Source organism: Roseisolibacter sp. H3M3-2, assembly GCF_029211165.1.
Classification (GTDB): Bacteria; Gemmatimonadota; Gemmatimonadetes; order Gemmatimonadales; family Gemmatimonadaceae; genus Roseisolibacter.
On the sequence record NZ_JARGEK010000137.1, the window covers coordinates 1 to 11,348 of the forward strand.

At 75.8% G+C, this 11,348-nt stretch carries 13 protein-coding genes; 4 read left to right on the forward strand and 9 right to left on the reverse strand.

The window, feature by feature from the left end; genetic code table 11:
* A partial coding sequence (locus PYV61_RS12660; RefSeq protein ID WP_275832024.1) for an ATP-binding protein occupies positions 1–1,013 on the forward strand: 1,013 nt, incomplete at its 5' end.
* Complete coding sequence (locus PYV61_RS12665) at positions 1,010–2,107, forward strand: HD domain-containing phosphohydrolase (protein WP_275832026.1); 1,098 nt, start codon at positions 1,010–1,012, stop codon at positions 2,105–2,107. The genes PYV61_RS12660 and PYV61_RS12665, both read left to right, overlap by 4 nt.
* A 115-nt stretch (positions 2,108–2,222) precedes the next feature.
* Here PYV61_RS12665 and PYV61_RS12670 read toward each other — a convergent pair whose 3' ends face one another.
* The 5 genes from PYV61_RS12670 to PYV61_RS12690 form a co-directional block, all read right to left on the reverse strand.
* Positions 2,223–3,017: a hypothetical protein gene (locus tag PYV61_RS12670; RefSeq protein ID WP_275832028.1), complete on the reverse strand. Its 795-nt coding sequence runs from the start codon at positions 3,015–3,017 to the stop codon at positions 2,223–2,225.
* Positions 3,018–3,059: 42 nt separating this feature from the next.
* Positions 3,060–4,358, reverse strand: a complete 1,299-nt coding sequence (locus tag PYV61_RS12675) for an MFS transporter (RefSeq protein WP_275832030.1) — start codon at positions 4,356–4,358, stop codon at positions 3,060–3,062.
* A 71-nt stretch (positions 4,359–4,429) separates the two neighbouring features.
* Positions 4,430–4,750, reverse strand: a complete 321-nt coding sequence (locus PYV61_RS12680; protein WP_275832032.1) for a hypothetical protein — start codon at positions 4,748–4,750, stop codon at positions 4,430–4,432.
* Between the two features lie 270 nt (positions 4,751–5,020).
* Positions 5,021–6,670 carry an amidase gene (locus PYV61_RS12685; RefSeq protein ID WP_275832034.1) on the reverse strand — a complete coding sequence of 550 codons (1,650 nt, stop codon included), beginning with the start codon at positions 6,668–6,670 and terminating at the stop codon, positions 5,021–5,023.
* Positions 6,671–6,702: 32 nt separating this feature from the next.
* On the reverse strand, positions 6,703–7,272 hold the full coding sequence (locus tag PYV61_RS12690) for a GNAT family N-acetyltransferase (RefSeq protein WP_275832036.1): 570 nt from the start codon (positions 7,270–7,272) through the stop codon (positions 6,703–6,705).
* A gap of 110 nt (positions 7,273–7,382) precedes the next feature.
* Between PYV61_RS12690 and PYV61_RS12695 the strand changes: the two genes are divergently transcribed.
* On the forward strand, positions 7,383–7,655 hold the full coding sequence (locus PYV61_RS12695; protein WP_275832038.1) for a hypothetical protein: 273 nt from the start codon (positions 7,383–7,385) through the stop codon (positions 7,653–7,655).
* Between the two features lie 54 nt (positions 7,656–7,709).
* On the opposite strand, the gene PYV61_RS12700 is transcribed toward PYV61_RS12695, so the two are convergent.
* The 3 genes from PYV61_RS12700 to PYV61_RS12710 all read right to left on the reverse strand — a co-directional run bounded on the left by PYV61_RS12700 (position 7,710) and on the right by PYV61_RS12710 (position 10,139).
* Positions 7,710–8,126: a DUF6188 family protein gene (locus PYV61_RS12700; protein ID WP_275832041.1), complete on the reverse strand. Its 417-nt coding sequence runs from the start codon at positions 8,124–8,126 to the stop codon at positions 7,710–7,712.
* Positions 8,127–8,190: 64 nt separating this feature from the next.
* Positions 8,191–8,460, reverse strand: a complete 270-nt coding sequence (locus PYV61_RS12705; protein ID WP_275832043.1) for a hypothetical protein — start codon at positions 8,458–8,460, stop codon at positions 8,191–8,193.
* Positions 8,461–8,636: 176 nt separating this feature from the next.
* Positions 8,637–10,139, reverse strand: a complete 1,503-nt coding sequence (locus PYV61_RS12710) for an FAD-dependent oxidoreductase (protein WP_275832045.1) — start codon at positions 10,137–10,139, stop codon at positions 8,637–8,639.
* A gap of 177 nt (positions 10,140–10,316) precedes the next feature.
* Here PYV61_RS12710 and PYV61_RS12715 point away from each other — a divergent pair, with 177 nt between their 5' ends.
* Positions 10,317–10,520 (forward strand): hypothetical protein, encoded by a 204-nt coding sequence (locus PYV61_RS12715; protein WP_275832047.1) that lies wholly within the window; start codon positions 10,317–10,319, stop codon positions 10,518–10,520.
* A gap of 72 nt (positions 10,521–10,592) precedes the next feature.
* On the opposite strand, the gene PYV61_RS12720 is transcribed toward PYV61_RS12715, so the two are convergent.
* The coding region (locus PYV61_RS12720) for a CsgG/HfaB family protein (protein ID WP_275832049.1) at positions 10,593–11,348 on the reverse strand (756 nt) is incomplete at its 5' end.

Consider the following 11,348-nt stretch of genomic DNA (forward strand, 5'->3'; position numbering starts at 1 on the left):
CGGGGTGGGCGTCGCCCGAGGCGGGCGGGCTGTCGGCGACGCTCGTCCCGCTGGTGGCGCACGGGCGCACGATCGGCGACCTGTGCGCGGTCGCCGCGCCGGGCGCGCCGGTGGCGGCGGCCGCCGCCGAGGCGATGCGCTTCCTCGCGCCGACGGCGGCGCTGGCGGTCGACATGCTGCTGCTCGACGAGCGCGCGCGGCTGCAGCACGAGGAGGAGCGCCGCCTCGCCGAGCAGCTGCGGCAGGCCGAGAAGATGGCGGCGCTCGGCGAGCTGGTGGCGGGCGTGGCGCACGAGATCAACAACCCGCTCACCGGCATCTCGGCGTTCGCCGAGCTGCTGCTGGAGGACGGGCTGTCGGCCGAGCAGCGCGAGAGCGCGCGCCTCATCAAGCGCGAGGCCGACCGCGCGGTGGGCGTCGTGCGCGACCTGCTGGCGTTCTCGCGCAAGACGGAGCCCGAGCACCAGGCGCTGCGCGTCGACGCGCTGCTGGAGCACCTGCTGCGCATGCGCGGCTACGCGCTGCGCGCCGCCGGCATCGCGCTGACGCTCGACCTCCCCGCCGACCTCCCCGCGGTGCACGGCGACGAGGCGAAGCTGCAGCAGGTCTTCCTGAACCTGCTCCTGAACGCCGAGTACGCGCTGCGCGACGCGTCGCCGCCGCGGCTGACGGTGCGCGCGCGCGCCGCCGGCCCCGCCGACGGGCTCGCGGGCCCGGGGCTCGCCGTCGAGGTGCAGGACACCGGCGTCGGCATCGCGCCCGACGCGCTGGCGCGCATCTTCGAGCCGTTCTACACCACCAAGCCGCCCGGCGAGGGGACGGGGCTCGGCCTCAGCGTCTCCTACGGGATCGTGCAGGCGCACGGCGGCGAGATCGCCGTGCGCAGCGCCCCCGGCCAGGGGACGACGTTCACCGTGCTCCTCCCCGCCGTGCCCCCGGCCCCCGCCGGGGCCGCCCTCTACGAGTTCCTCGAGGAGGCCGACGCCTCCCCGACCGCCGTCCGCGTGAGATGATCCAGTCGCCCCCCGCCCCGCCCGCGGCCTCCGCGGCCTCGCCCGCCGCCCCGCCCGACGCCGTCCGCATCCTGGTCGTCGACGACGAGGAGACGATCCGCCTCGCCCTCGGCCGCTTCCTGCGCGCGCGGTCGTACGACGTCGAGGCGGTCCCCTCGGGCGCCGCCGCGCTCGCGGCCATCGCCCCCGGGCGCTTCGCGCTCATGCTGTGCGACGTGCGCATGCCCGGCGTCAGCGGCGTCGACGTGGTGGCGCAGGCGCACGCGCTCGACCCCGACCTCGCGGTGGTGATGCTGAGCGCGGTCAACGACGCCGCGACCGCGCGCGCCGCGTTCGTCGCCGGCGCCGTGGACTACCTGCTCAAGCCGGTCGAGCTGGCGGTGCTGCACCAGGCGGTGGAGCAGGCGCTGCACCGCCGCGCGCTGCAGCGCACGCAGCGCCAGGTCGAGCGCGCGATCCGCGAGGAGGTCGCGGAGGCGACTGCGCAGCTCGAGCGCGACCGCGACGCGCTGCGCGGCATGAGCGTCGAGGTGGCCGAGGCGCTGGTGCTGGCGATGGAGGCGAAGGACCAGTTCCTGCGCGGCGCCTCGCAGCGCGTCGCCGACCTGGCGTCGTCGATCGCGGTGGAGCTCGGGCTCGACGAGGAGACGACCGACGCGGTGCGCCTCGCCGGCCGCCTGCACGACGTCGGGATGATCGGGATCCGCGAGAGCGTGCTGCACAAGCCGGGGCGCCTCACCCCCGACGAGTACGCGCACGTGAAGGACCACGTCCGCATCGGCCTCGACATCCTGGCGCCGCTGCGCCACATGAGCGAGACGCTGCGCTTCGTCGGCGACCACCACGAGCACTTCGACGGGAAGGGCTACCCGGAGGGGCGCGCCGGCGACGCGATCTCGATCGGCGGCCGCATCCTCGCCGCCGCCGACGCCTACGAGGCGATCACCTCGAAGCGCAGCTACCAGCAGCCGATGGAGCCCAACGCGGCCGTCGACTACCTCCAGTCCAGAGTCGGCAGTCTCCTCGATCCCGAGGTGTACGCGGCGCTCCGCACCGCCGTCGCGAAGGGGCGCGCGCTGACGTTCCTCGAATGAACGACTGAACGGCGGGAGTCGCGACCGCGGGAGTCGAAAGAGCGGGAGTCGTAACGGCGCACTGCGCACGTACGACTCCCGCTCTCGTGACTCCCGTGGTGACGACTCCCGTGGTTCAGCGCCGCCAGTGCTTCGCCGTGCTCCACTTCCTCGGATCGAACAGCTCCGGGTCGAGGGCGACGTTCGCCCGCACGTCCTCGTACTCCTCGAGGAGCGTCCGCGTCGTCCCGACGTACGCCTCGACGCGCGGCGCGATCCAGCCGCCGGCGAGCGGGCGGTAGTTCTCGAAGCGGACGTCGAACGTCTGCGCGGTGTCGCCGGGGAAGGGCTGGAGCATGCGCACGAACACCAGCCGCTCCTGGTCGACCCAGTACTGGTGCGACTTGAGGTCGCCCGCGCGCGCGCCGACCACCCACACCGGGCGCCCCTGCCACGCGTCGGCGCGCACCGGCGCGTCCCGGAAGCCGAGGCCGCGCAGCACCGCCGCCGTGCGCGCCGCCGGCTGCGCGTACACGTCGAACGCCAGCACCTGCAGCGGGTTGTGGCCGGCCGCGGCGCGCCGCACCTGGCCGTTGAGCACCACGTACTGGCTGTCGTTGGCGAACAGCTGCCCGTTGCGCAGCGTCGAGTCGAGGTCGATGCGCAGCTTCCCCGGCGCGCTCACCGCCTCGTACCACGTGCTGCGGCGCGGCGCGCCGCCCCCGGGCGGGACCTGCTCGGTGCGCTGCACGAACGTCAGCGTGCGGTACCACTTCCCGTCGTAGCGCGCCCGCATCGCCTCCAGCAGCGCGCCCCCGCTGGCGGGGGCGGGGGCCGGCGCGGCGACGATCGTCGCGCCCGGGGGCGCGCAGGCGGCGGCCGCGCAGGCGGCGAGGGCGAGCAGGGCGGGGACCGCGGAACGCAGGCGCATGCGGGACGGGGAGGAGTGGGGGGCGGGGCGCGCCCCGCAAATCTACGACGCGGCGCGCGCCCCGGCGTCGGCCAGCGGGATCGCGCGCATCCGCCGCAGCGGCGGCACCAGCCACGCCGTCGCCGCCACCACGCCGATCGTCAGCACGCCCCCGATCACCACCGACGGCGCCGCCCCCACCAGCTTCGCCGCCACCCCGCTCTCGAAGGCGCCGATCTCGTTCGACGAGCCGATGAAGATCTGGTTCACCGACGACACGCGCCCCAGCAGGTGCTCGGGCACCAGCATCTGCAGGAGCATCGAGCGGATGTTGACGCTCACCATGTCCACGCCCCCGGCCAGCACGAGCAGCCCCACCGACAGCGCGAACACGCGCGACAGCCCGAAGCCGACCATCGCCGCCCCGAACGCCGCCACCACCCCGAGCAGCACGGGGCCGGTGCGCCGCACGGGCGGGCGGTGCGCCAGCCAGAGCGACACCGCCACCGCCCCCGCCGCCGGCGCCGCGCGCAGCACGCCCAGCCCCTGCGGGCCGACGCGCAGGATCTCGTCGGCGAAGATCGGCAGCAGCGCGGTCGCGCCGCCGAACAGCACCGAGAACAGGTCGAGCGACATCGCGCCGAGCAGCACGGGCTGCGCGCGCACGAAGGCGACCCCCTCGCGCAGGCTGCGCCCGAGCGTCGCCGCGGCCGGGGGGCGCGGGCGCGGCGTGTGGCGCACGCGCAGGAACGCCAGCAGCGCGACCGCCATCAGCGCGGTGTCGAGCGCGTACGCCAGCGGCGCCCCCGCGAAGCCGTACAGCAGCCCGCCGAGCGCGGGGCCGCCCACCGCCGCGGTCTGCCAGGTGGTGCTGCGCCACGTCAGCGAGTTCGCCAGCAGCGCGCGCGGCACCAGCTCGCTCGACAGCGCGGTGCGCGCCGGGTTCAGGAAGCTGCGCGCGATCCCGCTCGCGAAGATGATCGCGTAGATCGCCGCCACGTGCGCCCGCGGCGCCGGGCGCGCCAGCGACAGCGCCAGCAGCCCCGCCGAGCAGGCCAGCAGGACGAGGGTCGCCGCCATCGTCAGCTTGCGACGGTCCACGCGGTCGGCGACGTGCCCCGCCCACAGCGCGAAGCCGATGTACGGCAGCGCCTCGGCGAGCCCGATGAGGCCGAGCGAGAGCGGGTCGCGCGTGACCGCGTACACCTGCCAGGCGACCACCACCCCCTGCACCTGGGTGGCGAGGATCAGCGTCAGCAGCCCGGCAATGTAGCGGCGGAACGGGGCGACGCGCAGCGCGGCGTACGGGTCGTGCGGCGCGGGCGGGGCGGCCGGCGGGGCGGCGGGCGGGGCGGCGGGCACCCGCGAAAGAAAGCGGGCCCCGCGTCCTCGAGGGAGCGGGGCCCGCGCGTCGCGCGGCGTGCGGCCGTCGGTCAGCGCCGCACGCGCGGCGGCAGGTCGTCCGGGCCGTCGTCGGGGGCGCCGACCAGCGACTTGGGGGTGCGCCCGGTGGCGCGCATCGCCAGCGCCCACAGCGCGCTGATCCCCGCCACGCTCCCCGACACGCCGACGATGAGGCTCAGGGCGTCGAGCATCCAGTTCCCGCCCATCAGCACCCCTTCCATGCGGGCGAGGATGCGGAAGAACCCCTTGTAGGCCAGCAGCCCCCACACCGCGAACGCCAGCAGCGACACCATCACCTCGATGGTGCGGCGCTTCCAGTTCGCCCGCGCAATGCCTGCGGCAGCGCGCATGTGGGGGATTGCGGGCGAGCGCAAGGTGACGTCGCCGACCATGGGCATTCCTCAAAGGCGAGCGGGGGTTCGCCCCGCGGCCGGGCGCCGCCGAGTGCGGCGCCACCCTGCGAGACTACATCCGTGACGAGCGTGACACAACCCTGACGCCCGGCGAGGGCGTCAGGACGGCGTCAACCGTCCCGACGCTACCATCCAGTACGCACGGACGCCACGCGCCGTTCCGTGACGATTTCGTGGGACCCCAGCCGTCCCCCCCGCCGGGTCGCCTCAGCCGAGGAGGGTCGGGCGGAACGTCGGCGCCCGGCGGTGCCGCGTCGCCTGCTCGTACGCGTAGGCGTACCCCAGCAGCCGCCGCTCGGACCACGCCGCCCCCGCGAACGAGAGCCCCACCGGGAGCCCCCCCACCTGCCCCGCCGGCACCGTCACGTGCGGGTACCCCGCGACCGCCGACGGCGACGACCACCCGCCCCCGAAGTGGTCCCCGTTCAGCAGGTCGATCGCCCACGCCGGCCCGCCCGTCGGCGCCACGATCGCGTCCAGCCGGCGCCCGGCGGCGCCCCCCGTCCCGGCCAGCATCGCGTCGATCCCCTGCGCCCCCGCCAGCCGGCGGTTCCGCGCCAGCGTCGCCCGGTACTTCGGGTCGGCCAGCCCCGTCTTCGCCTGCGCCCGCAGCATCAGCTCCTGCCCGAACCAGGGCATCTCGCGCGCGCGCTCCCGCTCGTTGAACGCGATCACGTCGGCCAGCGACCGCACCGGCACCCCCGTCCGCCCCGCCAGGTACGCGTCGAGGTCCGCCTTGAACTCCCACAGCAGCACCTCGAGCTCCCCGTCGTCGAACTGCCCGCGCGTCGGCAGCTTCACCTCGTCCACCAGCACCGCGCCGGCGTCCCGCAGCGCGCGCAGCGCGTCCGCCATCAGCGCGTCCACCTGCGGGTGGAAGCCGAAGAACTGGCGCGCCACCCCGATCCGCGCCCCCCGCAGCGCCCCGGCGTCGAGCCCCGCCGCGTAGTCGGCGACCACGTGCCGCTGCGCCGCCCGCGTGTCGCCGTCGCGCGGGTCCGCCCCGCCCGACGCCAGCACCGACAGCAGCACCGCCGCGTCGCGCACGGTGCGCGTCATCGGCCCCGCCGTGTCCTGCGAGTGCGCGATGGGCACGATCCCGCTCCGGCTCACCAACCCGAGCGTCGGCTTGAGCCCCACCAGCCCGTTGGCCGACGACGGGCACACGATCGACCCGTCGGTCTCCGTCCCCACCGCCAGCGCCGCCAGGTTCGCCGCGACCGCCGCCCCCGAACCCGAGCTCGACCCGCACGGCGACCGGTCGAGCACGTACGGGTTCCGCGTCTGCCCCCCGCGCCCGCTCCACCCGCTGCTCGACCGCGTCGAGCGGAAGTTGGCCCACTCGCTCAGGTTGGTCTTCCCGAGCAGCACCGCCCCCGCCTCGCGCAGCCGCGCCGCCACGAAGGCGTCGCGCGCCGCCGGCGCCCCGACCAGCGCCAGCGAGCCGGCGGTGGTGAGCATCCGGTCGCCGGTGTCCACGTTGTCCTTGAGCAGCACGGGGATCCCGTGCAGCGGCCCCCGCACCCGCCCCGCCCGCCGCTCCGCATCCATCGCCTCGGCCTGCGCCAGCGCGTCGGGGTTCACCTCGATCACGCTCCGCAGCGTCGGCCCCGCCCGGTCCACGGCCTCGATCCGCGCCAGGTACGCCTGCGCGATCGCGCGCGCCGAATGCCGCCCCGCCGCCATGTGCCCCTGCAGGTCGGCGACGGTGGCCTCCGCGAACGCGAAGTCCTGGAAGGCGCCCGCCGCGCCGGCGGCGGCGACCGGGGCGGGAGCGGGAGCGGCGGCCAGCGGGCGCCCCGCGGCCAGGGCGGCGGCGCCCAGCGCGCCGGCCTCGAGGAAGGTGCGACGGTCCATGGGCGCCAAGCTACCACGCGCGCCGCGCCGCGTCAGTCGCGCGTCGGGACCGCCAGCAGCCAGTCGTCCTGCACCTCGCGCCCCATCGTGAACGTCGCCGCCGCGATCGGCACCACCCCGCGCTTGCGATAGAAGGCGAGCGCCCGCGCGTTCTTCCGGTACACCGAGAACCAGAGCGCCTCCGCCCCGCACGCCGCGGCCGCCCCGCGCGCCGCGTCGAACAGCCGCGCCGCCAGCCCGCCCCCGTGCCACGGCCGGTCCACGTACAGCCGCGCCAGCTCGGCGTCCGCCCCGGCGACGAGCCCCCGGTCGCCCCCCGCCACCGGGGCGTACCCGTCCGCCCCCTCCGGCCGCGCCCCGCACCGCACCTGCGCGTACCCGGCCAGCCCCCCGGCGGCATCCCGCGCGAGCAGGACGCGCATCGCCGGATCCGCCAGCTCCCGCCCCTGCACCGCCACCCCGAAATACTCGGCGACGTACGCCTCGACGTCCGCCGGCTCGCACGGACCGTATGGTGGCGCGTAGGTGTCTCGAAACGTCCGCTCTGCGAACGCCGCCAGCAGCGCGGCGTCGGACGGCGTGGCCAGGGTGATCGAACTCACGGGGGGTGCGCGGAACGGGTCCGGAGGTTGCCCTAGGGAGGGAGACCGCGGGGCGAGCGACGCCCGAAGGCCGGCGCCCCCCGCTTCACACCCTAGCAGGAGCCAACACCATGCAGACTCGCCGTCTCTTCGCCACGCTCGCCGCCGTCGCCGCCTTCTCGGCCCCGCTCGCCGCCCAGGACCCGGCCAAGGACAAGCCGGTGACCGTGGAGCAGGTCGCCAAGAACACCGAGTCCGAGTCCAAGCGCGTCGCCAACCGCACCGGCAAGGCGGTCCGCAAGGCGGGCAAGCAGACCGAGAAGCAGGCCAAGCGCGCGGCCAAGTCGGTCAAGAAGGTCTACAGCCGCAAGGCGCGCCAGGAGGACAAGGCGGGCAGCTTCTGAGGAGGCGCTGCGGGCTGCGGGCTGCGGATTCGAGACCCGCAGCCCGCAGCGCGTTCACCCCCCCCACGGCGTCCCGCCGCCCGCCGGACACCGGTAGTCCAGCCCCTCCAGCCCCCCGGCCCCCTGCACCCGCCACGCCTCCTGCCGGAGGTGCGGCTCGACGGCGACGGTCGTCCCGTCGCTGAAGGCGGCCAGCAGCGCCCCGTCGCGCTCGATCTCCAGCGCGTCCACGCGGCGGCCGACCAGGGTGAGCAGCGGCGCCAGCTGCTCCGGCTCGCGCGGGTCCGCCCGCCGCGACATCCCGTCGGCCTGGCGGAGGGTGAACGGCACGTCCACCCGCAGCTCCAGCGAGTCGTGCAGCGTCCAGGTCATCAGGCGGACCGCCCCCAGCTCGACGACGAACTGCGTGACCCGGTGGTCGAGCAGCGTGAGGACGTGGCGGTCGGGGCGTTGGTCGAGCTCGGCGGACATGCGGCGGCGGTGCGGTACGGCGTTCCTTCGGGCGTGCGGCGACGCCGCAACCTACCGCACCGCGTCAGTCCGCGCGCGGGGGGCGCGGCCGCCGCCGCTCGGCATCCCGCTCGTCCGGCGCACTCGGAGCACTCGGCGCCCCGGGGGTCCGCCGCTCCAGCGCCGCCGCGGCGCGCGACAGCTCCCCCGCCGCCACCGCGATCCGCGTCCACGCGTCGCTGAGCCGGTGCAGCGCGTCGCGCAGCACCAGCAGGTCCGCGGCCGCCGTGCGCGGGTCGGGGCGCAGCAGGGCGTCCACCTGGTCGGGGGAGAGCGGCTCGGGCGCGCTGGACATGGGGCGGGAAGGAGGGCGGGGGCGGATGGATGACGCCGCCGGTGGGGGCACGATGCACGCCGCGCCGGGGGCGCGCCGGAGCCGGGCCGTAACGTGTTGCGCGGCAACCCCTTCCCCCGCCGCACGGGGTCGCGCGCGCCACGCCGGCCGGAGCCGGCGTGGCGCGCGCGCCACGGTCAGTCGTCGGACGAGAGCGACGCCTCGGGGAGCGGCGCCCGCGACGGGCCGTTGATCACCGCGCCGTCCGGGGCGAACCGCGACCCGTGGCACGGGCAGTCCCAGGTGCGCTCCGCCGAGTTCCAGTCGACCACGCACCAGAGGTGGGGGCAGATCGCGGAGCGGACCGTGACCTCCCCCTCGGGGCTGCGGTAGACCGCGAGCATCCTCGTCCCCTGGCGGATGACCCGCCCCTCGCCGGCCGGGACCTCGTCCACCGCGCCGGCGTTCGGGCCGGTGGCGTAGTCGGCGTACTGCGCGGCCACGTTCAGGTTCTCCTTCAGCCACTCCCCCGCCGCCCGCAGCGTGATGCGCGACGGGTCGTAGAGGTCGGCCCACGGGTGCTCCTCGCCGGCGATCAGCGTCGGGAGCAGCAGCCCCGCGATCGTGCCGTGCGTCATCCCGTTCCCCGAGTCGCCGGTGACGATCCAGACGTGCCGGTCGCCCGGGTTGCGCCCGATGTAGGCGAGGTAGTCGACCGGCTCGAGCACCTGCCCGCTCCACCGGTGCTCGACCGCCTCGACGGGGAAGCGCTGGCGCGCCCACTGCTCGAGCGCGTCGAAGCGCGCCGCCTCGTCGTCGCCCCCCTGCCCCGTCTTGTGGTCCTCGCCGCCGACGAGCAGCAGGTCGTGCGCCCCCTCCCCCTGCGGGTCGAGCAGCCGCACGTAGTGGTACGGCTCCGCGGTGTCCCAGTAGAGCCCCGTCGGCACCGCGCCGCGCCGCACCCGCGCGGTGATCACGTACGTCCGATACGGCGCCTGCTTCGTCTGCATCGCGAAGCGGTCGTTGATCGGCGCGTTGGTGGCCACCACCACGTCGCGCGCGCGCACCGTGCGCCCGGCGTCGGTGGTGACGGCGCACGGCGCGTCGCCCTTGGCGTCCTCGATCCCGGAGACGTGCGCGCCCGAGAACACCCGGACGCCGCGCGCCTCGACCGCGCGTACCAGCCCCGCCACGTACTTGTGGATGTGGAACTGCGCCTGCCGCGGGAAGCGCAGCGCGGGCCCCCCGAGCAGCTCGCCGAGCGGCCACGCGTCGACCAGCGCGACGTCGGCCAGCCCCGCCTCGCGCGCCGCGTCGCGCTCGCGCTCCAGCAGCGCGCGCTCCTCGCCGCCGTTGCGCACCGACGGGAACCACCACCCGTCGAGGCGCAGGAAGTCGCACGCGATCGCCTCGTCGCGCACGATCCGCTCGACCGCCTCCACGCCCGCCGTGAAGCTCTCGGCGAGCAGCCGCGCGGCGCGCGCGCCGTGCATGCGCGCGACCTTGTGGTAGTAGTCGTCGACCGCGGTGGCGACGTGGGCCGTGGTGCGCCCCGTCTCGCCGCCGCCGGGCGGGCCGTCGTCGAGCATCACCACCGAGCGGCCGGCGCGGGCCAGCTCGTAGGCCGTGGTCAGGCCGGCGATCCCGGCGCCGACGACGCAGACGTCCGCCTCGACGTCGGCCGCGAGCGCGGGGGGCATGGGCAGCTGGGCCGTCGCGTCCCAGACGGACGGACGCGCCCCTTCGTCGGTGTGCATGCCTGCCGCACGGGCAGGGGGCGTGCCGCCCGGAAATGCTGGCGGACCGGCCACCGCGCACCGATGTTGCACTTACCGATGGCGAGGCGACGGCAACCGACCCGAGCAGGAGGAGCGCGAATGATCCAGGTGAACGAGGGACAGTGCGGCCTCTGCGCCCACTTCGGCGAGCACCACGGCGAGACGCAGCAGCACGTGCAGATCCGCCGCAGCCACGAGGCGCCCGAGACCATGCTGGACGAGTGCGGGCACCCGCGGCACGCGCCGCTGCACCTGAAGGTCACGCCGCACAGCGGCTGCGACGGCTTCGAGCCGGCGCGCTGACCGACACCGACGCGAACGGGGCGCTCCGGCCGGGGCGCCCCGTTCGTCGTGCGGGACCCGACCGCGCCGCGGTCAGGGCCAGCGCCGCAGCGCCCCCTTGAGCGCGTCGCGCGCCTTGTTCTTCGCCGCGTTCCCCGACCGCCGCTTCGCCTCGGCGTAGGCCGCGCCGAACAGCGCCGACTCGGGCGCCTTCACCATCAGCGGCCCGAGCTTCTCGATCGCGCCCACGTGGTCGCCGTAGTCGAGGCGCTGCAGCCCCTGCGAGAAGTCCACCATCACGCGCGCGTCGTCGATCCGGTTCTTCTCCTGGCGCCGCTCCATCTCCGCCATCGCCTCGGGCGACACGGCGATCGGGAGCCCCTTCACCAGCTCCTTGGCCAGCTTCTGCTGCAGGTCGAAGAACTTGTCCTCCTTCCCCTGCACCTTGGCCGTGCGCACGATCTCCCCCGTCTCCACGCGCACCACGCGCGTGTCGATGCGGATCTCCGGCTCCTTGGCCGTGAACTGCCCGGTCAGCAGGTACTCCGCGCCGAGCAGCTTCCCCGTCCGCACCGCGGTGGACGGGTCGAAGTAGCCCGACTGCTGCAGCTTCTGCTCGGCGATCACGTTCTGGAGGCGCTCGCGCTCGACCAGCGTGATGTCGGGGACGCCCGAGAGGTCGGTGATGAGCATCGCCGCGACGCCGCGCCCCATGGCGTCGTAGTCGGCGCTCCCCGTGTTGTTGTCGAAGTACAGGACCGCGACGGTCTTGGGCGCCGCGGCGGGCCAGGCGCGCGCCCACGCCAGGCGGGGCGCGGCGGCGAGGAGCGCGGCGGCGGCGGCGAGCGC

Excerpts from the sequence above, each read along its gene's own strand:
- PYV61_RS12715 (WP_275832047.1), top strand. The coding sequence starts at position 10,317 with ATGATCCAGGTGAACGAGGGACAGTGCGGCCTCTGCGCCCACTTCGGC.
- PYV61_RS12685 (WP_275832034.1), bottom strand. The coding sequence starts at position 6,670 with ATGGACCGTCGCACCTTCCTCGAGGCCGGCGCGCTGGGCGCCGCCGCC.
- PYV61_RS12695 (WP_275832038.1), top strand. The coding sequence starts at position 7,383 with ATGCAGACTCGCCGTCTCTTCGCCACGCTCGCCGCCGTCGCCGCCTTC.
- PYV61_RS12680 (WP_275832032.1), bottom strand. The coding sequence starts at position 4,750 with ATGCGCGCTGCCGCAGGCATTGCGCGGGCGAACTGGAAGCGCCGCACC.
- PYV61_RS12705 (WP_275832043.1), bottom strand. The coding sequence starts at position 8,460 with ATGTCCAGCGCGCCCGAGCCGCTCTCCCCCGACCAGGTGGACGCCCTG.
- PYV61_RS12670 (WP_275832028.1), bottom strand. The coding sequence starts at position 3,017 with ATGCGCCTGCGTTCCGCGGTCCCCGCCCTGCTCGCCCTCGCCGCCTGC.
- PYV61_RS12700 (WP_275832041.1), bottom strand. The coding sequence starts at position 8,126 with ATGTCCGCCGAGCTCGACCAACGCCCCGACCGCCACGTCCTCACGCTG.
- PYV61_RS12710 (WP_275832045.1), bottom strand. The coding sequence starts at position 10,139 with ATGCCCCCCGCGCTCGCGGCCGACGTCGAGGCGGACGTCTGCGTCGTC.
- PYV61_RS12665 (WP_275832026.1), top strand. The coding sequence starts at position 1,010 with ATGATCCAGTCGCCCCCCGCCCCGCCCGCGGCCTCCGCGGCCTCGCCC.